We start from the raw sequence: 22,120 nt of genomic DNA, 5'->3' as shown, positions 1-22,120 counted from the left end.
CGCCTCCGCTCGTGACGCGGCGGAGGTCTGTCCGGTGCGGGCATCATATCGGGGTGTGTTGGCGGCACAAGAGAAGGAGGAAATCTCCTCTCGAATTTTGCAGGAAGGCGGTGTTTCAGAAGGCGGCCGGCAGCCTGTCGCGGCGGAGCCAGCGATAGAGCATCAGCACGGATACAGTGGCGAGGCCGGTCGCGAGACCGATCCAGACACCCACCCCCTGCATGCCGAAGGGAAACGCCAGAATGACACCGAGGCTGAGGCCGATCAGCCAATAGCCGACGGCCGCATATATCATCGGAACTTTCGTGTCGTGGAGGCCGCGCAGCATTCCCGCCGCGATGGACTGCGCGCCGTCGAACACCTGAAAAAGCGCGGCTATGGCGAGGAAGGAAACCGCAAGCCGTATCACTTCGGCGTTTGCCGGATCGGTGCGGTCGAGGAAGACGCCGATCAGCGCATGGGGGAAGAGGATCATCAGCAACGCCATGCAGGCCATGAACGTCACGCCCATCACGAAGGGCGTCCAGCCCGCGCGGGTCATGGCGTCGCGGTCGCCCGCGCCGAAGGCCCGGCCGACGCGCACGGTCACCGCTTGCGAGAAGCCCAACGGCACCATGAACGAGATGGCGGCGATCTGGAGCGCGATCGTATGCGCCGCAAGCGCGGTGGCGCCGAACAGCCCCATCAGCAGCACGGCTGCGTTGAAGACGAGAACCTCGAAGGCGAGCGTCATGCCGATCGGCAGGCCGAGCCGCCACAATTCGCCATAGCGGGGCCAGTCCGCGCGCCAGAAGCGGCCGAACAGGTGATAGCGGCGGAACTGCCTGTCGGACAGAATGACGACACTCAACGTGCCCAGCATGAAGAGGCTGGTGATGACGCTGCCGATGCCGGCGCCGACAAGACCGAGCGCCGGCATGCCGAGATTGCCGAACATCAGGCACCAGTTGGCGAAGGCGTTGAAGGGAATCGCGAGACCGCCGATGACAAGCGCCCAGCGGGGACGGTCGAGCGTGGCGATGAAAATGCGCAACACGACGAAAAGAAAAGTCGGCAGCAAGGCCCACTGCATCGCGCCTGTATAGGACGCCGCCTGCAGGGCGAGCGCGGGCTCCTGGCCAAGTGCGACGAGGATGTTTTCCGTCTGCGAAAGCACGATCCAGAACGGCACGCTGATCGTCGCCGCCGCCCAGAAGGCTTGCCGGACCGTGCGGCGGACGTCGCGCACCGAATGGCTCCGCCGGCCGAGTTCGGAAGCGATCATGGGTGCGGCCGCCGTCATGATGCCGATCCCGAAAATCATCAGCGCGAAATACATGTTGGAGCCGAGCGCGCCCGCCGCAAGCGCGTTGGGGCCCAGCCATCCCATCATGACGACATCGGTCGCATTGATCGCGACTTGCGCGAGATTGGTTGCGATGAGCGGCCACGCAAGCGCAAGCGTCGCCTTTATCTCGGCGGTCCAGAGATGTCTGTCGGTTCTGAATGTGGCGAGCCCGGCATGCATGTGCGGCAGCTTCATTTGGCAAAAGAAAAGCCGCGCAGATTATTACTCTTACCGGGAAGCTCAAGGAGTATTTTCAGTCCACGGCATATTTTCGTGCACGCATGCGGGCGATGACCGGAAAGGGCAGATAGGCGAGGAAAATCAAAAGTACGGCGGCGATGAGACCGTGCGGGTCCCAAAGCTGCATCGCCGCACCCGAAAGGGGTGCGCCGACCAATGCGCCCGTGCCCCACATTGCCGTCGTGAAGGCGCTCGCGCCTGCCAGTTCCGAACCGCGAAACCGTTCGCCGACGAGCACCATGCCCAGTGTGAAAATGCCGTTGGCGAGGCCGACCACCAGAAAAAGAACGACGCCGGTCGCGATGAATACCGGCAGCGCGAACGGGAGCGCGAGATAGCCGGCCAGCGTCGCGACCACGAGGCATATCAGGAGAGTGAGGCGGTCGACCTTGTCGGCGACCACACCGATGAGCGGTTGCATCACGATGGCGCCGAGCGAGGCGACGGTGAGCAGGGCAAGGCTCATGCTCTCCGTTATGCCGGAGCGAATGGCATAGAGAGGGAAAAACGTCACCAGCGATTCCTCCGCGGCTGCGAAGAAGAAATTGACCAGCAGCGCCGCGGGCGCGATCAGCACGAGCCGCCACATGGCGGAGGAGCTTTCACCCGCTTCGAAATGGTTGCGGCTCCGGTCGGCTGTCGCCACGATCGCCGCCGCTCCGATCATGAGCGCCGCGCCGAGAAAGAATGGCTCCACACCTGTGCCGACAAACACGAGCGTCGTCGGGCCGAGCGCAAAGCCCGCCGCCGCCGCCGCGCCGTATAGGCCGATGATGCGGCCGCGGCGCTCTTCACTGGCGAGCGAATTGATCCATGCCTCGCTGGTCGCCCAGAGAAGCGTTCCGGCGGAGCCCAGCAGGAAGCGGAGAGGAAACCAGGCGAGAAGATTGGCGTAGAGGCCCATCAAGGCGAACGAGACGCCGGCCAGCAACAGGCCGGCGATCATCACATTGGCGGGACCGAAATGGCGCATGATGCGCGGTGCGAAAGGCGAGATCAGAAAGACGGGTGCTGCCTGTGCGGCGGTGGAAAGGCCGATCATGCCGGGTTCGACGCCCTGCCGTGCCAGGATGAGTGCCGTCAGCGGAAAGGCGATGCCCATCGACAGGTTGACCATGCCCATGGAGACGATGGCCGCCGCGAGGCTGCGTTTGTGACGGGGCTGGATGGGCAGGGAGGCGGGCATGGCATGATCCTGTAAGCACCGAAAATAAATAAACTTTTTTGTTTATAAAAAGAAGATATTTTTCGATATTCTTGTAATCCATTGATTCTCATTGGTATTTTTAAAAATTAAAACGTTGAAAAATTAGCGACCCGTGGCATTATTGTTCCATGAATCCTGCAGCCGACCGCATCCTCCATCTGCTCAAAAGACACAGTGCGCAAACCGCCGACATGCTCGGCGATGCGCTCGCGATGACGTCGGTGGGTGCGCGGCGCCATCTCGACACGCTCTTCGCCGCCGGACTGGTCGAAAGCTACGACCGGATCGAAGGCGTGGGCCGTCCGCGAAAATTCTGGCAGCTCAGCCGCAAGGGACATGCGCAGTTTCCTGACGCACATGCCGATCTCACCGTGAAGATGATCGGGGATATCCGCCGTGTGTTTGGCGAGGAGGGGCTCGATCGCCTCATCGCCGAGCGGGAGCGCGACATGCGTCTCGGCTATGAAAAGGCGATGGAAGGCAAAGGCACCCTTGCCGACAGGGTGCAGGCGCTGGCGGAGCTGCGCGCGAGCGAAGGCTACATGGCGAGGGTCGAGCGCGATGGCGGCGATTTCCTGCTGATCGAGGATCATTGCCCGATCTGTGCCGCCGCAACCGCGTGCCAGGGCTTCTGCCGCTCGGAGCTTTCGATTTTCCGAATGGTCCTCGGTCCCGATGCCGTCGTGGAACGCGCGGATTATCTGATCGACGGCGGGCGCCGCTGCAGCTACCGGATCAGGCCGAAGATTTAGGAGCGGAGATCAGCGGACCGAACGTGCGGCGCGCACGGTAGCGGAGCTCTGCTTCTTCGGTGCCTGTTGCCCGCGTGCCTTCAACTGGCCTCTGCGCAACGTCGCCTCGTCGTCGAAGAGTTCGGCGAGCTTTTCCGTCATCGCACCGCCGAGTTGTTCGGCATCGACGATCGTCACCGCGCGCCGGTAATAGCGTGTGACATCGTGGCCGATGCCGATGGCGATCAGTTCCACCGGCGAGCGCGTCTCGATCTGTTCGATGACGCTTCTGAGGTGCTTTTCCAGATAGTTGCCCGCGTTCACCGAGAGCGTGGAATCGTCCACCGGCGCGCCATCGGAAATTACCATCAGGATGCGGCGTTGCTCCGGCCGCGCGAGCAGCCGGTTATGCGCCCAGATGAGCGCCTCGCCGTCGATATTCTCTTTCAGCAGGCCTTCGCGCATCATCAGGCCGAGATTGCGTCGGGCGCGACGCCACGGGCTGTCCGCCGCCTTGTAGATGATGTGCCTGAGATCGTTCAGGCGGCCCGGCTGCGCGGGCTTTCCTTCCGCCAGCCAGCGTTCCCGCGACTGCCCGCCTTTCCAGGCGCGGGTCGTGAAGCCGAGAATTTCCACCTTCACGCCGCAGCGTTCGAGCGTCCGCGCCAGGATGTCGGCGCACATGGCGGCAACGGTGATCGGGCGTCCGCGCATCGAGCCTGAATTGTCGAGCAGCAGCGTCACCACGGTGTCGCGGAAATTCGTGTCGTGCTCGACCTTGAAGGCGAGCGGCTGCATCGGGTCGACGACGGCGCGGGTCAGGCGTCCGGCGTCAAGAATGCCTTCCTCGAGATCGAATTCCCATGTGCGGTTCTGCTGCGCGAGAAGACGGCGCTGCAGCCGGTTCGCGAGCCGGGAGACGACGCCCTGCATCTGCTGGAGCTGCTGGTCGAGATATTGACGCAGCCGGGACAGCTCCTCGATGTCGCAAAGGTCTTCCGCCACGATCACTTCGTCGAATTGCGGCGTGAATATCTTGTAGGACTGCCGGTTGCGGTCGTCGCCCTGCTGGTTCGGCCGCCAGGGCTGGTTGCCTTCGCTCGTCTCGTCCGTCTCGCCGTCCATCGGCATGTCGTCGGCGTCGACCTCGACGGTCTGCTCGTCGCCTTCCTCGCCTTCGCCTTCCGAATATTCGACCTGCTCGGCGGAGGCGCCTTCCGGCTGTTCGGCTTCGCCCGACTGGCTCTGGTCGGAGCTGTCGTCGCTGTCGCCTTCCTGCTCCTCGGAATCCTCCGAGGACTGGTCGGGCGCTTCGCCCAGTTCGTCGCCCATGTCGAGATCGACGAGGATGTCGCGTGTCGCGCGCGCGAATGCCGCCTGGTCTTCGATCAGGTCCTGAAGGCGGTCGAGGTCGGGGCCAGCCTTTTCCTCGATCCAGGGGCGCCATTGCTCGACCAGCTTCTGCGCCGAAAGGGGAGGGGCTTCGCCCGTCAGCTTCTCGCGCACCATCAGTGCGACCGCCTCGGAAAGCGGCGCTTCCTCGCGCGAGGTGATGCGGTCATAGCCGCGCGCGGTGCAGCGCTGTTCGAGGGCGGCGGTCAGGTTCTGCGATACGCCCGCCATCTGGTTCGCGCCGATCGCCTCGCAGCGCGCCTGCTCGACGGCATCGAACACGGCAAGCGCGTTGCCGCCTTCCGGCTGGTAGTTCGCGTTCAGCTTCTCGTCGTGATGGGCGAGGCGGAGCGCATAGGCGTCCGAAACGCCGCGCACCTGCGCGACCTCTTCCGCCGGCAGCGTGCGGCTCGGCAAGGGCAGCCGCGCGCGCAGGCCCCGCAGGCCCGGCGCTTCCGTTCCAAAGCTGACATTGAGCTCCGGCTGTTCCGAAATCGTGCGCATCGTCATCGTCAGCGCGCGCTTGAACGGTTCGACGGGGCTTTCCTTCGACTTCATGGCGTAATCAATCGCTCGCGGCCGCAAGCTGCCTTATCAGGCGACCTTGATGTTTGCTGCCGAGTCCGGGAGGTCCTGACCGAAGCAGCGCTGGTAGAACTCCGCAACCGTCGGGCGTTCCAGTTCATCGCACTTGTTGAGGAAGGTAACGCGGAACGCGAAACCGACATCGCCGCCGAAAATCTTCGTGTTCTCGGCCCAGGTGAGCACGGTGCGCGGGCTCATGACGGTCGAGATGTCGCCGTTGATGAAGGCGGAGCGGGTGAGGTCGGCGACGCGGACCATGGCGGCGATCTGCTTGCGGCCCTCTTCCGTCTCGTTATAGCTCTTCAGCTTGGAGAGCATGATGTTCACTTCTTCGGCGTGCGGCAGGTAGTTCAGCGTCGTCACGATGTTCCAGCGGTCCATCTGGCCCTGGTTGATCTGCTGCGTGCCGTGATAGAGGCCCGACGTGTCGCCGAGGCCGACGGTGTTTGCCGTCGCGAACAGGCGGAAGGCGGGGTGCGGGCGGATGACGCGGTTCTGGTCGAGCAGCGTCAGCTTGCCCGAGGCTTCGAGCACGCGCTGGATCACGAACATCACGTCCGGGCGGCCGGCGTCGTATTCGTCGAAGACGAGCGCGACGGGGTGCTGCAGCGCCCAGGGCAGGATGCCTTCGCGGAATTCGGTGACCTGCTTGCCTTCCTTCAGCACGATCGCGTCCTTGCCGACGAGGTCGATGCGGCTGATATGGCTGTCGAGGTTGATGCGGATGCAGGGCCAGTTGAGGCGCGCGGCGACCTGTTCGATATGGGTCGACTTGCCGGTGCCGTGATAGCCCTGAACGATCACGCGGCGGTTGAAGGCGAAGCCGGCCAGCAGCGCGAGCGTCGTGTCCTTGTCGAAGAGGTAGTCCGGATCGAAATCCGGCACATACTCGTTCGGCTCGGAAAACGCCGGTACTTCCATATCAAGGTCGATCTTGAACGTCTCGCGGACGGACACTTTCTTGTCCGGGAGATTCTCCGACATGCCGTTTCTCGCTTCGAAGCTCATCCTTGGCCTACTTCCGTACTTTAGATGTTCAGGACCGGCGTTTTATGGCCGGCTATTCAAAATGGACGGGGCGCGCGGCCTTCCGGGCCGCGTACCGTCCGGACAGACGGTCTCTCTAGCCTGCCTGTGCGGGCTGCCGCCTAGGAGCAGAAGCCGCTTTTTCGGAGGTAATCGTAGGCCTGGATGACCTTGCGCAGACGCTCCTCGGCAGACCTGTCCCCGCCATTCGCGTCCGGGTGGTGCCTTTTTACCAGTTCCTTATACCGTGCCTTGATCTCATTCAAGGACGCGGATGCGGGAAGGTCCAGCGTATCGAGCGCCTGTTGCTCCAGCGCACGCGGCTTCCGTCGCGTTTCCGCCTGTTCCCGCGCGCCCGAACCGGGCGGTTCGTCAAAAAAGCCAAACGGGTCGCGAAAAGGCTGTTCCCGGCGCAGGCGCGAGGCGAAGGGGGTGCCGAAGGCCGCATTGGCGGCATTGACCCCCAGATTCCAGGTCGGCCGGTGGCCGGTCAGGGCGTCGCGCTGGAAGCTCGCCACGTCGGCGTCGCTCATGCCCTTGAAGAAATCGTAGTTCCGGTTGAACTCGCGGATATGGTTCTCGCAGAACCAGACATACTGGGCGTCGGCCGTGCCCGCTTCGAGGGCGCTTGCCGACGGCGCCCGTTCCCTTGGCGCGCGAAACAGGCCGGTTTCCCGGCAGCCCGCCCATTCGCAGGTTTTCGGCGCTTCCTCGCGCTGCATGCGGCGGACATGCGGCGGCTGTTCCACGCCACGCTGCTTGCGCGGGGCGATCCGTATCGAATCGAAATATTTCGAGGTCAGCTTCACGGTCAAATTATGGGTTGGCGGCGCCTGCAAAACAAGGAAGCATGGCGCGCGCGGAGTTAACGATTAGCGTAGTGGAGCGTTTCATGTCGGTCGCGGAGACCATACGTCGCAAGCTGGAGGCCGCGCTCATGCCGGAGCGGCTGGAGATTGTGGACGAGTCGCATCTCCACAAGGGGCATGCGGGCCACCGGCCGGGCGTCGAAACCCATTTCCGGGTCACTGTCGTCGCCGCGGGCTTCGCGGGCAAGTCGCGGGTCGAGCGCCAGCGGCTGGTTACGGGCGCGCTCAAGGACGAGATGGGCAACCCCGTCCACGCGCTTTCGATGAAAACCATGACGCCGGAGGAAGCCGCCGCCGTCGCGGAGCGTTGACCGGACGCCGCCGGCCGGGTCAGTCCGCCGCCCCCGTCTTCAGGTTGCGGGCGGGTGCGATCCGCAACTGGGCGATCTGGTTGCGCTGACGGCGCAGGATCTCGAAACGGAAGCCATGGAAAGTAAAGGCTTGCCCAACATCGGGAATGGTGCGCGCCTCGTGAATGACGAGACCCGCGATCGTCGTCGCCTCGTCGTCGGGCAGCGACCATTCGAGTGCGCGGTTGAGGTCGCGGATCGGCACGGAACCGCTCACGACGATCGAGCCGTCCGGCTGCACGCGCAGGCCGGCGACTTCGATGTCGTGTTCGTCGGAAATGTCGCCGACGATCTCCTCGAGAATGTCCTCCAGCGTGATCAGGCCCATCAACACACCATATTCGTCGACGACGAGTGCGAAGTGGGACTTCTGCTTGAGGAAGGCGTTGAGCTGGTCCTGCAGCGTCGTGGTGTCGGGCACGAACCACGGTTTGAATGCAAGTTCCGGAATGTCGACCGCGTCGGGTTTCCAGCCGGCATCCGCAATGGCGCGCAAAAGGTCTCGCGCATGAAGCACGCCGATGATGTTTTCCTGCTCGTCGCGCCAGAGCGGTATGCGCGTATGCGGGCTGGCAAGGGCCTGGGAGATGATCGCGCTGTTGGGTTGCGCGGCGTCGATCATCGCGATGTTCTTGCGATGAACCATGATGTCGCTCACTTCCAGGTCGCGCAGATCGAGAATGCCGCCCAGCATGTCCCTGTCGATCTTCACCACGCTGCCTTCATGATGATGAAGGTTGATCGCGCCGCGCAGTTCCTCATGCGCGGAGAGAACCTGTTGCGTGTCGTCGACATTGAGACCGAAGAGGCGGAACGAATGGCGGACGATGAACTGAACCGCGGCCGTCACCGGACCGAAGAAAACGGTCACCACGCGCAACATCGGAGCGACGGCGAGCGCAACGCGATCGGTGTTCGTGATGGCGAACGTCTTCGGCGCGACCTCGGAGAAAACCAGCACCACCGCCGTCATGACCAGCGTCGCATAGACCACGCCCGCGTCGCCGAAGAGCGCGAGGAAGAGGCTCGTCGCAAGGGCCGACGCCATGATGTTGACGAGGTTGTTGCCGAGCAGAACGGCGCCGATCAGGCGTTCCCTGTCTTCCGTCAGCCGCAGCACGAGGCGGGCGCGCTTGTCTCCCTCTTCCGCAAGGCGGTGCATGCGCGCGCGCGATGCCGCGGTCAGCGCCGTTTCCGAACCGGAAAAGAACGCGGAGAAAAGCAGCAGCAATATGATCGCGCCGAGTATGGCGCCGAGTCCCAGGGACACCATGTCAGGCGGGTTCCCTTTCCCGCAGCAGCGCGCGCAGCTTGTCGGGGTCGACATCGCGCGTGATGAAGGCCTCGCCGATACCGCGGGCGAGAATGAAGGTGAGCTTGCCGTCGACCACTTTCTTGTCCTGCCCCATCAGCGCGATCAAGCCCTCCGCATCGGGAAGCGTCCCCGGCACGTCGGCGAGACGGCAGGGCAGGCCCGCCCGTGCGAGATGGCTGCGCACGCGCGCCGCGTCCTGCCCGGAACAGAAGCCGAGCCGCGCCGACAATTCGAACGCGAGCGCCATGCCGACCGACACCCCCTCGCCATGCACGAGACGGTTCGAAAATCCGGTCGCCGCTTCCAGCGCATGGCCGAACGTGTGACCGAGATTGAGAAGCGCACGCACGCCGCTTTCCCGCTCGTCGGCGGCAACGGTCGCGGCCTTCGCCTGACAGCTTTTGACGATGGCCTGAATGCGCGTTTCGACGTCGCCTTCCTTCAGCCGGTCGATACTGGCTTCGAGCCAGTCGAAGAAATCCCGGTCGCCGATAAGCCCGTATTTGACGACTTCGGCGTATCCGGCGAGGAATTCGCGCATCGGCAGCGTCGCAAGCGCGTCCGTATCGGCGAGCACGAGGCGCGGTTGATGAAAGGCCCCCGCGAGGTTCTTGCCGTGCTTCGTGTTGATGCCGGTCTTGCCGCCCACGGAACTGTCGACCTGCGAGAGAAGCGTCGTCGGGATCTGCGCGAAATCGACGCCGCGCCGCAGGATCGATGCGGCGAAGCCCGTGAGGTCGCCGATGACGCCGCCGCCCAGCGCGATCACGAGGTCGCCGCGCTCGATTCCCTCGCCGAGCAGCCATTCGGTCAGCTTCTCGAGCTGCGCGAAGGATTTCGTGCTTTCGCCCGCCGGCAGCTTGATCGAGGAGTGCCGGATGCCCGCGGCATCGAGGCTTTTCTCGAGAGCGGGCAGGTGAAGCTTTGCCACCGTCTCGTCGGTCACGATGGCGACGCGCATGCGCCGCAGCAACGGCTTCAGATGCGCGCCGGCGCCCGCGATGAGGCCGGGACCGACCAGAATGTCGTAGGCGCGGTCGCCGAGAGCGACGGTAACTTTCCGGGTGGCGTCAGTCATGTGCGGGTCCGGCATGTGCATGTTCCGCGTGTTCGGCGCGGAACTCCTCCAGCTTTTCGAGAATGGTCTCGACGACCGCCTCATGCGGCCCCTCGAGGCTTTCGATCACGATGTCGGCTTCGGCATAGACCGGATAGCGCTCGTCCATCAGCCGTTTCATCGTCGCCTTTATATCGCCCGTCTGGAGCAGCGGCCGGTCGCCGCGCTTGCCGACGCGCCTGACGAGCACGTCGAGATCCGCCTTCAGCCAGATCGAGATGCCGCGGGCTTTTACATTCGCGCGCGTCGTCGGGTCCATGAAGGCGCCGCCGCCCGTCGCCAGTACCTGCGGCGCGCCGGCCAGCAGCCGGGCAATGACCCGGCGCTCTCCCGCGCGGAAGGCCGGCTCGCCGTGGCGCTCGAAAATCTCGGGTATGGTTTCGCCCGCCGCCTGTTCTATTTCGGCATCGGCATCCACGAAGGCAAGGTCCAGACGGCGCGCGAGGCGCCGGCCGACGGTCGTCTTTCCGGCGCCCATGAGTCCCACCAGCACGACCGAGCGTTCGGCCAGAGGCACCGGCTCGAGCAACTCGCCTGCCTCCGGGCCGGCCTTTCTGAACTGTCCGTTCTCGCTCGTCATCCTCTTTCGGCCGCGTTTTGGCGGCCTTAACCTTGCTGATGTAATCTCCCGGCCGTATGTCTGCCCGGAAACGCGCATCCTAGACGATTGTTAACACGGTTGCAGCCCGGCTGGCGCAGTAGATAAGGCTTTCCGGCGGGTCCGTCGCGCCCAAATTTCGCCGCAACCGGGTCCTAAGGCTGAAGGGCTGTCCCGGCGGCATGAACCCGAAGGGCCGCTCAGGTCCAGAAGAAGGAAGAATCATGAGCCGTGCTACCAGCTTTCTCGTCGTTGTCGTCATCCTTGTGGCGGTGTTCGCGGGCGGGCTTTTTTATCTGGACCAGGCGGTCGCGCCGGAGGTGCAGACTGTGGAGAAGGTTCTCCCGAATGACCAGTTCTCGCGTTAAGTCGGGGCGGCGGCCGCTTGCCGCCGGCTTCGCGCTTATCGCTTCGATTTCCCTGACCGCCGGCGGCGCTTTCGCACAGGAAGCAAATGTGCTGCAGGCGCCCGAGGGCGCACGCCCGGCCGGCCCCGTGCCGGCGTCGCTGGCGCAGCCGTCCCCTGCCGGCGCCCAGGGCGCGGCGAGCGGTCCCCAGAGCATCGTGCCGCCCGGCTATGGCGCGGCCAATCCCTCATCCGCGCAGCCCGAAGAGGCACCTTCCGGCCCCTCCCGGTTCTTTCCTGCCGGGCAGCGCGCGACGGAACCGGCCGTCCGCACCCTGAGCGCCATTCCCGGCAGCGCCAATTCCGGTATCGAGATCGGTTCGCTCTCCGGCGTCGATGCGGCGAGCACGGGCATGCTCAGCCAGCAGGAGGGCGGTTTCGGCCCCTCGATGTGGCAGGGCGCGTCGCGTGCCGATATCGACCAGTATCTTGCACGCCTGCCCGTCGCGACGCGCTCGCCGGTCATGAACGATCTCGCGCGGCGCCTCCTTCTCACGGGCGCGCAGCCGCCTGAAGGAGCCGGCGGCGGGACTTCGCTCATGGCGACGCGGCTCAACCGGCTGGTTGCGGCCGGCCAAACGGAAGCGGCGCTCGAACTCGGCAAGGCGGCAGGCAACGAAAGACCGCCCGCCGTCGCGGCCGGCATCGCGCGGGCGGCGCTTGCGGAAGGCGACGACAGGCTCGCCTGCGATGCCTTGAAAGATATTCCTCCCGGCAACGATCCGGCCCATGACGAGATGGCCGCCTTCACGGTGAAGCTCAGTACCTATTGCCAGATATCGGCGGGCAATCCCGAGATCGCGAGCCTCACGGTCGATCTCGCGCGCGAGGAAGGGTTCGACGACCCGCTTTTCTATTCGCTTGCGGGGGAGGCTGCTGCCGGTATCGTGCTGCGCGCGCCCGAGCCGAACAGGCTCGGCATTGTCGATGCGTCCTTCTACAGGCTGGCCAAACGCGACTTGCCGGCCAATGCGGTCGAGATTGCGGAGCCGGCCCTGTTGCCGGGTCTCCTCGCCGATCCCTCCGTGCCCGACCGGATGAAAGTCGCCGCCGCCGAGCGCGCGGCGGCCTATGGCCTCATTCCGGGCAGGGAGCTGGCAGCCTATTACAGCAAGCCGGAATTCACGCCGGAACAGATGGCGGGGCTTCTGACCTCGGATATTCCCGAAGCCTCCCCGCTCCGGCGCGCGATGATCTATCAGGCCATCGGCGCGGCGGTTGCGGCGGATGAGCGTATCCAGCTTTTCAAGCTTGCCTTCGCGACGGCCGAATCCGCGGGCCTCTATTACCCGACCGTCGAGGCGCTTTATTCCGAACTGGAGAGCCTGACGCCGTCCGATGCGCTGCGGCCGCTTGCACCCGCCGCGACGCGCGCCTTCCTTGCGATCGGCGAGCGCACCAAGGCACAGGCATGGTTCTCGCTGATGACTTCCGGCGGCCAGACGATCGGCCGCGATGCACGCGAACTCAGCGGTCTCATGCGGGTGGCCGGCGGGTCGCCGCAGGCATTCGACACCCAGGCCGTGTCGGCGGAGATCATCGCCGACCTCAAATCGGGTGTGAAAGCGACGCAGGTCTACGCGGCATCGGAGTCGATGCTGCTCGACGCTCTCGGGTTCCAGTTGACGCCGGCGGTGTGGGAAGCGCTGCTCGATGCGCGTGGAGCTCTCGGCGGTGCGGTGCCCTCCGAGGCGGTTCTCAACAATTTGCAGGCCGCCGGGCGGAACGGCGCGGTCGGCGAAACGGTCATGCTGACGCTCGATGCGATCGGCGAGGCCGGTCCGGGGGCGGTTCATCCGAGAGCGGCGGCGCAGGCCGTTGCCGCGCTCAAAGCTGTCAATCTGGAAAACGACGCACGGCACCTCGCGCTTGAAGCGCTGTTGGCGCGGAGCACTGCCGGTCGCGGTTGAGTAAAGGGTGAGTTACATGTCGAAAGAGTCTCAGGAGCGCGGGCATCATCTCGAAGCCTTTCTTGAAATGCTGAGCGCGGAGCGCGGCGCTGCCCGCAATACGCTCGACGCCTATGAACGCGATCTGAAGGATTTTTCCGGCTTTCTCTCCTCGCATGGCCGCAGTCTTGTTCAAGCCTCAGCAAGCGATGTGCGCAATTATCTGGAAAGCCTCTCCGAGCAGGGGCTGTCCGCCTCGACGGCGGCGCGGCGTCTCTCCGCCATTCGCCAATTTCACGGTTTCCTGTTCGCCGAGGGCATTCGTCCCGACGATCCCTGCGGTTCCATCGAGGGTCCGCGCCGCGCGCGGCCCTTGCCGAAGACGCTGACGGTCGAAGAGGTCGATGCGCTTCTCTCCGCCGCGCAGCGCGCGGAAGACGGCCGCACCCAGGAAGAAGCCGTGCTCGCCTACAAGCGCGCGCGTCTCGTCTGCCTCATGGAAGTTCTCTACGCCACCGGCCTCCGCGTCTCGGAGCTTGTCGGGCTGCCGCTTTCGGCCGTGCGGGGGCAGGAGCGTTTTCTCGCCGTCAGCGGCAAGGGCGGGCGCGAGCGGCTGGTGCCGCTTTCCGAAACCGCCCGCGCCGCGATCGACGCCTATCTGCCGCTCCGCTCGATGCGCCTCGGCGAGCAGGTGTCGCCCTGGCTCTTTCCGTCGCGCGGCCGGCAGGGGCATCTCACGCGCCACCGTTTCGCGCAGTTGTTGAAGGATCTCGCCGTGGCGGCAGGTCTCGATGCGACGCGCGTGTCGCCGCATACGCTGCGCCACGCATTTGCGAGCCATCTCCTCGCCAACGGCGCCGATCTGCGCGCCGTACAGCAGATGCTCGGCCATGCCGACATCTCGACCACGCAGATTTACACGCATGTGCTGGACGAGCGGCTTAAGGAGCTGGTGCAGACGCATCACCCGCTCGCGAAGAAGGGCAAGGCGTCCTGACCCTGCTCTAGAGTTCGACGCGCCCGAGCTTGTCGGGATTGCGCATCATGTAGAGCGCGGAAATCTTTCCGCCGGTGATGGCGAAACCAAGCGTCGAGTGTATCGTCTCGCCCTCCGTCATGACGAAGCCCGGCAATCCGTTGACCAGAGCCGGCCGGGCGTTGAGCGCCTCGGGTCTCTTTTTCAGTATGCCGAAGAAGAAACGCATCACGTGGTCGGCGCCATGGATGGGGTTGAGCGCTGCGATCGCCTTGCCGCCGCCATCGGAATAGAAAACGACGTCCTCGGTAAAGCACGCGATCAGCGCCTGCGGATCGGCGGATGAAATCGCGGCGCTGAACGCAGCCGCGAGGCGTGCATGTTCGCGCGCGCTGGTGTCGAAGCGCGGATGCGTCTCCTGCACGCGCCGTCTTGCGCGGCTCACCGTCTGGCGGCAGGCGGCTTCCGATTTGCCGAGCAGCGCGGCCAGTTCGCCGTAGTCGTAGTCGAATGCGTCGTGCAGCAGGAATGCGGCGCGTTCCTCCGGCGCAAGGCGCTCGAGAACATGAAGCAGCGCCATCGAGATATCGTCGGCGAGCGAGAGCCGGTCTTCGGGCGTCGGATCGCTTTCGCGCGCGGCCGAGACGATGGGTTCGGGCAGCCAGGGTCCGATATAGGTCTCCCGGCGCGCGCGGGCGGTGCGGAGCTGGTCGATGGCAAGCCGGGCCACCGTGGTCACGAGCCAGGCTTCGGGATTGCGGATACCTGCCGTGTCGGTGCCGCGCCAGCGAAGCCAGGCCTCCTGCACCGCGTCCTCCGCGTCCGACGCCGAACCGAGAATGCGGTAGGCGACGGCGAAGGCGCGCCCGCGATGGCGCTCGAATATCCTGTCCGTATCGGTTGGCTTCGCCGTTGCGGTCATGCTGCTGCCGCCTCTCTCAGCCGCGCATTCGTTTCCTCGCCTTCGATCACGACGCGCTGGCAGGCCTGAGCATAACCCATCGCGCGCTTGACCGTCGGGAAGACGCGGGTGGACGCGATGGCGAGGGCGATTTCAGTTATCCCCGCTTTGCCCCACCAGCGTTCGATGACGGGCCTGAGGTCTTCGGCATGGATGTCGCGTGCCGCGATCGCGCGTGCGAATTCGAACGCGGTGCGGGTCCTTTCGTCCATCGCCGCGAGGTCTTCCGCGACGGCGGCGCGGAGCACCTCCGGGCTGGCTCCGGCAGCGAGTGACAGATTTATGACAGTTTGAAGACAGGGGCCGCAATCTTCGGCATGGACGGCGGCAATCCGAACCGCGCAGGCCGCGTCGAGGGGCAGCGCCGGCCGGAAGCGGCTCATGGGCACGAACAAGGCAAAGCGCCAGAAACCGCCCGGCGCCGCGCCGTACATATCCCGCAGAAAATCGGCGCTTTCGCCAGTCGCGATTTCCTGTTTGCGGATCATGCGTTCAATAATGCCTTTCAGCATAAGCGTTTCTCCTTGAATCACGCGGCCCGCGCAGGCGCGCACCACCAGGTGAGAAAGATCGAGACGAGGACGGGAACGAAGACGCCGGGCATATCCATCAGGATGTGTTCCGCCGGCAGGCGCCCCGCCGCGATGTCCCAGACGTGCAGAACGGCGTGCAAACCGAGGAAAAGCGCGCCCGCCCCGACGAGCGGCACGGCCTGCGCCGGCCAGCGAATGGCTGCAAAAACAAGCAATGCCAGCGTCAGATAGGCCATGCCGATGTCGCGGACGAAGTGGGGATTGTAGGGGCCGGTATTCGGCACGCCGTCAACGCCGGCATACCAGCCCGCCGGGTCGCCTAGCATCCAGAGCGCCACGGCGAGCCAGAAAAGGCCCCAGAGAGCGAGGACACCCGTTTTCAAGGGAGTTCGCGCGGCGGCCGGAACGGTGGTCATGGTCATCTTGTCTCTCCTCGGGAACGAAGGGCTTTGTCACCAGAAAGACGGTGCAGGGGCGGCGTTTGTGACCGCCCCGCAGAGGCGCAGGATTCCGCCATTTACCCTCTCCACCGCGCCCGGTTGACAAGCGGGCGGGGCCGGGCCAGTGTGCCGCGCACTTGCAAAATAGCTGGTCCCAGCGAGAGGACCGCTGGCCGGTTCCCGCGAAGGCGGCCGGGCGGGAGCTGCCGGAGCGCGATGCATACCTATCTCGATTTCGAAAAGCCGATAGCGGAACTGGAAGGCAAGGTGCAGGAGTTGAAGCTCCTTGCGCAGGAGGACCCGTCCGTCAGCATCGGCGATGAAGTTTCGAAGCTGGAGCAAAAAGCCGCTCAGCTTCTGCAGGAAACCTACGCCTCGCTCTCGCCCTGGCAAAAAGTGCAGGTGGCGCGTCATCCGGCGCGGCCGCATTTCCTCGACTATGTCGAGAGGCTGGCGGAAGACTTCACGCCGCTCGCCGGCGACCGGCTTTATGGCGAGGATTCGGCCATTGTCGGCGGGCTTGGCCGCTTCCGCGGCCGTTCGGTCATGTTTATCGGCCACGAAAAGGGGTCGGATACGCAAAGCCGCATCAAGCATAATTTCGGCATGGCGCGGCCTGAGGGTTACCGCAAGGCGATCCGGCTGATGACGCTCGCGGAGCGCTTCGGCATCCCCGTGGTCACGCTCGCCGATACGTCGGGCGCCTATCCCGGCATGGAAAGCGAAGAGCGCAGCGTCGCCGAGGCAATCGCGCGTTCGACGGACCGCTGCCTGTCGCTCGGAGTGCCGCTCATTTCCGTCATCATCGGCGAGGGTATGTCCGGCGGTGCCATCGGCATTGCCTGCGGCAACCGGGTCCTGATGCTGGAGCATTCGATCTACAGCGTCATTTCTCCGGAAGGGGCTTCGTCCATCTTGTGGCGCAGCTCCGACAAGGCGAAGGAGGCGGCGACGGCCATGAAGATCACGGCGCAGCATCTTCACGAGTTGGGCGTGGTCGACCGTGTTCTGCCCGAGCCCATCGGCGGGGCGCATCGCGAGCGCCATCAGATGATCAAGGAAACGGGCGACGCCATCGCCGAGGAACTCAAGGGCCTCGAGAAGCTCGACGCCACCTCCATCCGCCGGGTGCGGCGGGAGAAATTCCTTGCGATGGGCCGTATCGGCCTGTCCTGATCCCGGCGCAGCCGGATTCACTTCCCGTTAAGCATGGCATCCTAGAACTGGCAAGGGCGCGCATTCTTGCGTCTTTTCAGGCAGGGGTTTCCTCATGCTTGCCGAACCAGACGTTCTGCAAACAACCGGCGCGAAGCGCTTTTTTGGCTACTGGGACAGCTTGCCCAAGGAAGGGGTCGTGCCGGACCGGAGTTCCTTCGATCCCGTCCGGATCGCGGCGCTGATGCCCGCGGTGACGATCCTCGAAGTCTTCTCCGACACCATGATCACGCAGCGTCTCACTGGCACGGGCGTTTGCCGGGCGATGGGTTTCGACCCGACGGGCAGGAACGCCCTCGACCTCATGTCCCCTGACCTGCGTCCCGACTACATCAAACTCATTCACACGCAGCTTTCATTTCCGTGCGGCCGCTGGAACATCATTCGCAGCCGCCGCGAAGGCATGATCGACCAGGCAGAGGTGCTGACGCTGCCATTGCGGTACAGGCCGACCGACCGTTGGATGATCCTTTCCTATTTCGCGACGCTGCGGCCCGTTGCATCCGAGCCCGGTCCCTACGCAATTCTCGGCTATGAGGATACGAAGTGGATCGACATCGGCGCGGGCGTTCCGGAATGAGCCGGCCCGGCTAAAGCGGCCAGGCAAAGAGGATCAGCGGTACGGCGACGAGCGTCACCACGATCTCGAGCGGAAGGCCCAGCCGCCAGTAATCCGAAAATTTGTAGCCGCCCGGCCCCATTACGAGTGTGTTCGACTGGTGCCCGATAGGTGTCAGGAACGAGCAGCTCGCGCCGATGGCCACTGCCATCAGGAAAGGGTCCGGGTTCGCGCCGAGGGCCTGTCCGATTGCGATCGAGATCGGCGCCATGATGAGCGCCGTGGCGGCATTGTTGATGACATCGGTGATGAGCATCGTGACGACGAGAAGGAGAGCGATAATCGCCCATGGCGGAAACGTGCCGGCGGTGGCGACGATGCTTTTGGCGATCAGAACGTCCGCGCCTGTGTTTTGCAGCGCCTGGCCGACAGGGATCATCGCACCGAGCAGAACGATCACCGGCCAGTCGATGTGCCGGTAGAGATCGCGGAGCGGCAGGATACCTATGACTACATAAAGAACGATGGCCGCGAGGAAAGCGACCGCGAGCGGCAGCATGCCCGTCATGGACAGCAGGATCGCGCCCGCGAAAATCGAAAAGGCGGTGCCGAGACGGCGCGGCCCGCCGAGCCGGAGTCCGCGCTCCGGCAACGGCAGAAGACCAAGTTCGGAGGGGAAACTCGATTCCTCGCCGTCATGCGTCTGAAGCAGCAGCACGTCCCCCGTCTGGAAGCGCACGTTGTGAAGGCGGCCGCCGATGGGCTGGCCTTGTCGCGCCACGGCAAAAAGGTTGAAGTCGTCCGGGGCGCGACGCATCAGTGTCCGGGGACCGAAGCCGATCAGGGGCGAGTTCGGGCCGATGATCGCCTCGACCAGCTTCAGGTTGGGCTTGTGAGCGTCGCCGGAGCCATCCGTCGCGACCAGCTCCAGACCCTGCTTGTCGAAAAATTCCGTCAGGTCGGCGGGGTCCGCGCGCAGGATGAAGAGATCGCCGGCCGCGATAGGTTGCCAGTTCTCGGGCTCGTAGAGCTCGCCGTCGTCCCGCACACGTGCGGCGATCGCCACATCCTCCCGCATCGCGCTCTTCATATGGGCGACCCGTTTGTCGACGAGAGGGCTCTTCTCCTTCACGCGAACCTCGATGATGTATTCCTCGAGGCTGAACATTTCCGCGGCGCCGCCTTTTCGCTCGCGCGGGATCAGGCGCCAGCCGCCCAGGGCGATGAAGAGAATGCCGATAACGGCGACAGGCAACCCCACCCAGGCGAAGTCGAACATGCCGAAAGCTTCGTCCGCGTAGGAGCGGCGGAAGCTTGCGATGATGATGTTGGGCGGTGTGCCGATCAGCGTAATCATGCCGCCCAGCATCGATCCGAAGGCGAGCGGCATCAGAAGCATGGCGGGCGGGCGGTCGCGTTCAACCGCCGTCGCGAGCGCGACAGGCAACATGACGGCGAGAGCGCCGACATTGTTCATGAAGGACGAGGCGAGGGCGACGATGCCGGTCAGCACGGCGATATGGCCGACCGTCGTTTTAGTCAGCGGGCCGACCCGCTGCACGATGACGTCAACGAGGCCGGATGAGCGCAATGCTTCTGAAACGACAAGTACGGCGGCGACGGTGATGACTGCGGGATGGCCGAAGCCCGACAGGATCTGGTCCCGCTCCACAAGGCCCGCCAGCGAGACCGCGACGAGTGCGATCAACGCAACGATGTCGTGGCGGAACTTGCCCGACGCGAAAAGCACCAGCGCGAGCGCGAGGATGCCGAACGACAATCCCTGCTCGAATGTCATTTATCCGGAGCCTCTCTGGCCGAGACCCATTTCCCCGAACGCGTCGCGCACATCGTCGGCAAAAAGTTCGGGTTCTTCCATCGCAGCGAAGTGCCCGCCGCGTTTCATCGCCCGCCAGCGCACGATGTTGTAGCTGCGCTCCGCCCATGAACGCGGCGTGTCCGGCAGCACATCGATCGGATATTCGGAATAGGCGGTCGGCACCGTTACCTTCACCCCCGGTTTCAACTGCGCCGAGCCCTCGGCGGGGCCGGCCTTGTAAAGCGTGTTTGCGGAATTGATCGTGCCGGTAAACCAGTAGATCGAAAACTGGGTGAGAATGTGATCGAAAGGAAAGCGGGCGATCATGCCTTCCATCGTGTCGGTCTTGTCGGTGTCGCCAAGCCGGTAATATTTGTCGGCGAGCCAGCCCGCCAGGCCGGCGGGGCTGTCCATCAGGCCGAATGCGAGCGCCATCGGCTTCGTCGACTGGATGGAGCGATAGCCTTCCTCGCGCCGCCACCATTTCTGCATGGCGGCGATCCAGTGCGCCTCTTCCTCGCTCACCGGTGCCTGGCTCGCATGCTTGAGTACCGGGCGCAGCGGCAGCATCGTCAGGTGAATGCCGAGCAGGCTGTCGGGATGCTGAAGCGCGAGGCGCGACGTGACGAAGCTTCCCCAGTCGCCGGCCTGCGCCGCATAGCGGTCGTAGCCCAGCACTTCAGTCATCAACCGGTGCCAGAGCTCCGCCATGGCGGCGGGGCCGATGGGCTTGCGCGGCAGCGACGAAAAGCCGTAGCCGATCAGCGAGGGAACGATGACGTCGAAGGCGGGGCCTTCGCGGCCATATTTTTCCGGATGCGCCAGCGGATCGACGACGTCCAGAAATTCCCGGAACGTCGAGGGCCAGCCATGCGTGAGAATGAGCGGCACCGTATTGTCGCCGGTGCCGCGCTCATAGATGAAATGGATGGTGTGGTCTTCGCCGTCGTCGTCGGTCAGCGTGGCGCGGTATTGGGGAAAGCGGTTGAGGCCTTCCTCCATTCGGGGCCAGTCGAAATCGTCGCGCCAGTATTCGATCAGCCGCTCCATGTAGGGAAGGCTCGTGCCGTAGTCCCACTGCTCGTTGCCTTCCGGTTCGTTCGGAAAGCGCGTGCGCTGCAGGCGGCGCTTCAGATCGGCGATCTCCTCCTCGGGAATATGGATCGAGAAGGGATCGGCGGGAATGATGCGGTGGGACATCTGTGCGGTCAGCCTTTTATCTGCTTCACGAAACCGAGGACGTCGTCGGCAAAGACCTTGCCCGTCTCGAGTGCCGCGAAATGGCCGCCATGTTCGAAATCGGTCCAGCGGAGAATGTTGTAGCCCTTTTCGACCATGCTGCGCGGCGGGAAGGCGATGAACTCCTTCGGATAGTTCGCGATCCCCGTCGGTATTTCCACCTTCGTGCCGGGCGCCATGGTGTTGCCGCCTTCCTCGAACAGGCCCCGGTAGAACCACGTGGCGGTGTTAAAGGTTCCACTCACCAGATAGATCATGATGTTGGTGAGAAGCTGGTCCTTGGTGAAAGCGTTCTCGATATGCTCGCGGCCATCGGGTCCGCGGCGGTCGGACCAGGTGTTGAATTTCTCCACGATCCACGCTGCCGCACCCACGGGGCTGTCCATCATGCCGTAGGAGAGCGTTTGCGGCTTGGTCATCTGGAGCCGCAGATAGGCGCTCTCGAGTTCGAATGTCATCGCCGCCGCCGCCGCCCATTTCTGTTCCTCCTCGGTTTCGGGGAGAACGGCCGGCCGGACGCCGTACATGTTGAGATGAACGGCCTTGCAGCCGCCATCCTTCGTTACCGGGCGATCATAGGCGAGCCAGCCGGACACGACCGCGCCCCAGTCGCCACCCTGCGCGATATAGGTGTCGTAGCCGAGCACCTCGCGCATGAGCTTGTCCCACAATGCAGCCGTGCCCCGCGGCCCGATGGGCTTTTTCAGTTTGCCCGAAAAGCCGTAGCCCGGCAGCGACGGCACGACGAGATTGACCGCATCTTCCGCCTTGCCGCCGAACTTCTCGGGATGGAGGAACATCTCGATCACGTCGTAAAACTCGAACACCGAACCCGGCCAGCCATGCGTCAGCAGCAACGTCTCCGCCTTCGGATTCGATGCCTTCATATGGATGAAATGCACCGTGTGGCCGTCCACATCGGCATGAAACTGGGGAAAGGAATTGAGTTTCCGTTCCGCCGCGCGCCAGTCGAACGTACCGGTCCAATAGGCGCAAAGTGCCTGCATGTACTCCATGTCCGTGCCGTAAGCCCAGCGGTCGGCGCCGGGCGCGATCTCGGGCATTTCGTGCCATTCATAGGCGCGCACCTTTGCCATGATGGCGTCGAGCTTCCCTTGCGGAATATCGATGGTGAAAGGGACGGGTTTCGCTGCGGTCATTATCTGGCGCCTCCTGGACACGGTCTGTTTTCTTTGCCGGGGATTATGGCAGCGGCACGGGCCGCCGCAAGCAATCGCGGCGGTTCGGGCCTGCGGCGATTGCGGCGTTGGGCGGGCGCCGATACAGTTGGTACATAAAAATGCAAAACAATCGAGGGGACAGGGA

The 22,120-nt window shown here is 64.3% G+C and carries 21 protein-coding genes; 7 read left to right on the top strand and 14 right to left on the bottom strand.

Going from position 1 to position 22,120, the window contains the following annotated elements; all coding sequences use genetic code 11:
• Nucleotides 1-115: 115 nt before the first annotated feature.
• Both Q8S60_RS10095 and Q8S60_RS10090 read right to left on the bottom strand, forming a co-directional pair.
• Nucleotides 116-1,507: an MATE family efflux transporter gene (locus Q8S60_RS10095; RefSeq protein WP_305668505.1), complete on the bottom strand. Its 1,392-nt coding sequence runs from the start codon at nt 1,505-1,507 to the stop codon at nt 116-118.
• 73 nt (nt 1,508-1,580) lie between these two features.
• Nucleotides 1,581-2,753 (bottom strand): MFS transporter, encoded by a 1,173-nt coding sequence (locus Q8S60_RS10090; protein ID WP_305274848.1) that lies wholly within the window; start codon nt 2,751-2,753, stop codon nt 1,581-1,583.
• Nucleotides 2,754-2,902: 149 nt separating this feature from the next.
• On the opposite strand from Q8S60_RS10090, the gene Q8S60_RS10085 reads away from it, so the two are divergent.
• Nucleotides 2,903-3,526 carry a metalloregulator ArsR/SmtB family transcription factor gene (locus Q8S60_RS10085; protein ID WP_305274847.1) on the top strand — a complete coding sequence of 208 codons (624 nt, stop codon included), beginning with the start codon at nt 2,903-2,905 and terminating at the stop codon, nt 3,524-3,526.
• Nucleotides 3,527-3,535: 9 nt separating this feature from the next.
• On the opposite strand, the gene cobT is transcribed toward Q8S60_RS10085, so the two are convergent.
• From cobT to Q8S60_RS10070, 3 genes are all read right to left on the bottom strand, one after another.
• Nucleotides 3,536-5,455, bottom strand: coding sequence for a cobaltochelatase subunit CobT (cobT, locus tag Q8S60_RS10080; RefSeq protein ID WP_305274846.1), 1,920 nt, complete (start codon nt 5,453-5,455; stop codon nt 3,536-3,538).
• 36 nt (nt 5,456-5,491) lie between these two features.
• Nucleotides 5,492-6,466 carry a cobaltochelatase subunit CobS gene (cobS, locus tag Q8S60_RS10075; protein WP_305274845.1) on the bottom strand — a complete coding sequence of 325 codons (975 nt, stop codon included), beginning with the start codon at nt 6,464-6,466 and terminating at the stop codon, nt 5,492-5,494.
• Between the two features lie 164 nt (nt 6,467-6,630).
• Nucleotides 6,631-7,317 (bottom strand): J domain-containing protein, encoded by a 687-nt coding sequence (locus tag Q8S60_RS10070; RefSeq protein ID WP_370867244.1) that lies wholly within the window; start codon nt 7,315-7,317, stop codon nt 6,631-6,633.
• A gap of 83 nt (nt 7,318-7,400) precedes the next feature.
• Here Q8S60_RS10070 and Q8S60_RS10065 point away from each other — a divergent pair, with 83 nt between their 5' ends.
• The gene (locus tag Q8S60_RS10065; protein ID WP_305274843.1) at nt 7,401-7,688 is read left to right on the top strand and encodes a BolA family transcriptional regulator; all 288 of its coding nucleotides are present in this window, start codon (nt 7,401-7,403) and stop codon (nt 7,686-7,688) included.
• Nucleotides 7,689-7,707: 19 nt separating this feature from the next.
• On the opposite strand, the gene Q8S60_RS10060 is transcribed toward Q8S60_RS10065, so the two are convergent.
• The 3 genes from Q8S60_RS10060 to Q8S60_RS10050 are packed head-to-tail and all read right to left on the bottom strand — an operon-like array spanning nt 7,708 to nt 10,739.
• Nucleotides 7,708-9,000: an HlyC/CorC family transporter gene (locus tag Q8S60_RS10060; RefSeq protein WP_305274842.1), complete on the bottom strand. Its 1,293-nt coding sequence runs from the start codon at nt 8,998-9,000 to the stop codon at nt 7,708-7,710.
• Between the two features lies 1 nt (nt 9,001).
• Complete coding sequence (aroB, locus tag Q8S60_RS10055; RefSeq protein ID WP_305274841.1) at nt 9,002-10,120, bottom strand: 3-dehydroquinate synthase; 1,119 nt, start codon at nt 10,118-10,120, stop codon at nt 9,002-9,004.
• Nucleotides 10,113-10,739: a shikimate kinase gene (locus tag Q8S60_RS10050; protein ID WP_305274840.1), complete on the bottom strand. Its 627-nt coding sequence runs from the start codon at nt 10,737-10,739 to the stop codon at nt 10,113-10,115. Before Q8S60_RS10050 ends, aroB begins: the two co-directional genes overlap by 8 nt.
• A gap of 242 nt (nt 10,740-10,981) precedes the next feature.
• Between Q8S60_RS10050 and Q8S60_RS10045 the strand changes: the two genes are divergently transcribed.
• The 3 genes from Q8S60_RS10045 to xerD are packed head-to-tail and all read left to right on the top strand — an operon-like array spanning nt 10,982 to nt 14,049.
• Entirely contained in the window at nt 10,982-11,125 is a 144-nt protein-coding gene (locus tag Q8S60_RS10045) for a hypothetical protein (protein WP_305274839.1), read from the top strand.
• Nucleotides 11,106-13,073, top strand: a complete 1,968-nt coding sequence (locus tag Q8S60_RS10040) for a hypothetical protein (protein ID WP_305274838.1) — start codon at nt 11,106-11,108, stop codon at nt 13,071-13,073. Before Q8S60_RS10045 ends, Q8S60_RS10040 begins: the two co-directional genes overlap by 20 nt.
• Before the next feature lie 16 nt (nt 13,074-13,089).
• Nucleotides 13,090-14,049: a site-specific tyrosine recombinase XerD gene (gene xerD, locus Q8S60_RS10035; RefSeq protein ID WP_305274837.1), complete on the top strand. Its 960-nt coding sequence runs from the start codon at nt 13,090-13,092 to the stop codon at nt 14,047-14,049.
• Between the two features lie 7 nt (nt 14,050-14,056).
• Here xerD and Q8S60_RS10030 read toward each other — a convergent pair whose 3' ends face one another.
• Genes Q8S60_RS10030 through Q8S60_RS10020 form a run of 3 tightly spaced genes read right to left on the bottom strand, consistent with a single transcriptional unit; the run spans nt 14,057 to nt 15,944 of the window.
• Nucleotides 14,057-14,950 (bottom strand): sigma-70 family RNA polymerase sigma factor, encoded by an 894-nt coding sequence (locus tag Q8S60_RS10030; RefSeq protein WP_305274836.1) that lies wholly within the window; start codon nt 14,948-14,950, stop codon nt 14,057-14,059.
• The gene (locus tag Q8S60_RS10025; RefSeq protein WP_305274835.1) at nt 14,947-15,501 is read right to left on the bottom strand and encodes a hypothetical protein; all 555 of its coding nucleotides are present in this window, start codon (nt 15,499-15,501) and stop codon (nt 14,947-14,949) included. Before Q8S60_RS10025 ends, Q8S60_RS10030 begins: the two co-directional genes overlap by 4 nt.
• Before the next feature lie 17 nt (nt 15,502-15,518).
• Nucleotides 15,519-15,944 (bottom strand): hypothetical protein, encoded by a 426-nt coding sequence (locus tag Q8S60_RS10020; protein WP_305274834.1) that lies wholly within the window; start codon nt 15,942-15,944, stop codon nt 15,519-15,521.
• Nucleotides 15,945-16,178: 234 nt separating this feature from the next.
• Between Q8S60_RS10020 and Q8S60_RS10015 the strand changes: the two genes are divergently transcribed.
• Together Q8S60_RS10015 and Q8S60_RS10010 are read left to right on the top strand one after the other, a co-directional pair.
• The gene (locus Q8S60_RS10015; RefSeq protein WP_305274833.1) at nt 16,179-17,138 is read left to right on the top strand and encodes an acetyl-CoA carboxylase carboxyltransferase subunit alpha; all 960 of its coding nucleotides are present in this window, start codon (nt 16,179-16,181) and stop codon (nt 17,136-17,138) included.
• A gap of 94 nt (nt 17,139-17,232) precedes the next feature.
• Nucleotides 17,233-17,757: a PAS domain-containing protein gene (locus tag Q8S60_RS10010; RefSeq protein ID WP_305274832.1), complete on the top strand. Its 525-nt coding sequence runs from the start codon at nt 17,233-17,235 to the stop codon at nt 17,755-17,757.
• Nucleotides 17,758-17,767: 10 nt separating this feature from the next.
• Here the strand turns inward: Q8S60_RS10010 and Q8S60_RS10005 are convergent, their stop codons facing one another.
• Genes Q8S60_RS10005 through Q8S60_RS09995 form a run of 3 tightly spaced genes read right to left on the bottom strand, consistent with a single transcriptional unit; the run spans nt 17,768 to nt 21,954 of the window.
• The gene (locus Q8S60_RS10005; RefSeq protein WP_305274831.1) at nt 17,768-19,534 is read right to left on the bottom strand and encodes an SLC13 family permease; all 1,767 of its coding nucleotides are present in this window, start codon (nt 19,532-19,534) and stop codon (nt 17,768-17,770) included.
• Nucleotides 19,535-20,755 carry an epoxide hydrolase family protein gene (locus tag Q8S60_RS10000; protein WP_305274830.1) on the bottom strand — a complete coding sequence of 407 codons (1,221 nt, stop codon included), beginning with the start codon at nt 20,753-20,755 and terminating at the stop codon, nt 19,535-19,537.
• Nucleotides 20,756-20,763: 8 nt separating this feature from the next.
• Nucleotides 20,764-21,954, bottom strand: a complete 1,191-nt coding sequence (locus Q8S60_RS09995; RefSeq protein WP_305274829.1) for an epoxide hydrolase family protein — start codon at nt 21,952-21,954, stop codon at nt 20,764-20,766.
• Between the last annotated feature and the right edge of the window lie 166 nt (nt 21,955-22,120).

Origin of the sequence: Parvibaculum sp. (genome assembly GCF_030694575.1) — a bacterium.
In the GTDB taxonomy this organism is placed as follows: Bacteria; Pseudomonadota; Alphaproteobacteria; order Parvibaculales; family Parvibaculaceae; genus Parvibaculum.
Note: the sequence above shows the minus strand (reverse complement) of the source record. Positions and strands in the feature narration are given on the sequence as shown.

What these genes read in the sequence shown, in the direction of transcription:
- Q8S60_RS10095 (WP_305668505.1), bottom strand. Translation starts at nt 1,507, where the DNA reads ATGCATGCCGGGCTCGCCACATTCAGAACCGACAGACATCTCTGGACC.
- Q8S60_RS10090 (WP_305274848.1), bottom strand. Translation starts at nt 2,753, where the DNA reads ATGCCCGCCTCCCTGCCCATCCAGCCCCGTCACAAACGCAGCCTCGCG.
- Q8S60_RS10085 (WP_305274847.1), top strand. Translation starts at nt 2,903, where the DNA reads ATGAATCCTGCAGCCGACCGCATCCTCCATCTGCTCAAAAGACACAGT.
- cobT (WP_305274846.1), bottom strand. Translation starts at nt 5,455, where the DNA reads ATGAAGTCGAAGGAAAGCCCCGTCGAACCGTTCAAGCGCGCGCTGACG.
- cobS (WP_305274845.1), bottom strand. Translation starts at nt 6,466, where the DNA reads ATGTCGGAGAATCTCCCGGACAAGAAAGTGTCCGTCCGCGAGACGTTC.
- Q8S60_RS10065 (WP_305274843.1), top strand. Translation starts at nt 7,401, where the DNA reads ATGTCGGTCGCGGAGACCATACGTCGCAAGCTGGAGGCCGCGCTCATG.
- Q8S60_RS10060 (WP_305274842.1), bottom strand. Translation starts at nt 9,000, where the DNA reads ATGGTGTCCCTGGGACTCGGCGCCATACTCGGCGCGATCATATTGCTG.
- aroB (WP_305274841.1), bottom strand. Translation starts at nt 10,120, where the DNA reads ATGACTGACGCCACCCGGAAAGTTACCGTCGCTCTCGGCGACCGCGCC.
- Q8S60_RS10050 (WP_305274840.1), bottom strand. Translation starts at nt 10,739, where the DNA reads ATGACGAGCGAGAACGGACAGTTCAGAAAGGCCGGCCCGGAGGCAGGC.
- Q8S60_RS10045 (WP_305274839.1), top strand. Translation starts at nt 10,982, where the DNA reads ATGAGCCGTGCTACCAGCTTTCTCGTCGTTGTCGTCATCCTTGTGGCG.
- Q8S60_RS10040 (WP_305274838.1), top strand. Translation starts at nt 11,106, where the DNA reads ATGACCAGTTCTCGCGTTAAGTCGGGGCGGCGGCCGCTTGCCGCCGGC.
- xerD (WP_305274837.1), top strand. Translation starts at nt 13,090, where the DNA reads ATGTCGAAAGAGTCTCAGGAGCGCGGGCATCATCTCGAAGCCTTTCTT.
- Q8S60_RS10030 (WP_305274836.1), bottom strand. Translation starts at nt 14,950, where the DNA reads ATGACCGCAACGGCGAAGCCAACCGATACGGACAGGATATTCGAGCGC.
- Q8S60_RS10025 (WP_305274835.1), bottom strand. Translation starts at nt 15,501, where the DNA reads ATGCTGAAAGGCATTATTGAACGCATGATCCGCAAACAGGAAATCGCG.
- Q8S60_RS10020 (WP_305274834.1), bottom strand. Translation starts at nt 15,944, where the DNA reads ATGACCATGACCACCGTTCCGGCCGCCGCGCGAACTCCCTTGAAAACG.
- Q8S60_RS10015 (WP_305274833.1), top strand. Translation starts at nt 16,179, where the DNA reads ATGCATACCTATCTCGATTTCGAAAAGCCGATAGCGGAACTGGAAGGC.
- Q8S60_RS10010 (WP_305274832.1), top strand. Translation starts at nt 17,233, where the DNA reads ATGCTTGCCGAACCAGACGTTCTGCAAACAACCGGCGCGAAGCGCTTT.
- Q8S60_RS10005 (WP_305274831.1), bottom strand. Translation starts at nt 19,534, where the DNA reads ATGACATTCGAGCAGGGATTGTCGTTCGGCATCCTCGCGCTCGCGCTG.
- Q8S60_RS10000 (WP_305274830.1), bottom strand. Translation starts at nt 20,755, where the DNA reads ATGTCCCACCGCATCATTCCCGCCGATCCCTTCTCGATCCATATTCCC.
- Q8S60_RS09995 (WP_305274829.1), bottom strand. Translation starts at nt 21,954, where the DNA reads ATGACCGCAGCGAAACCCGTCCCTTTCACCATCGATATTCCGCAAGGG.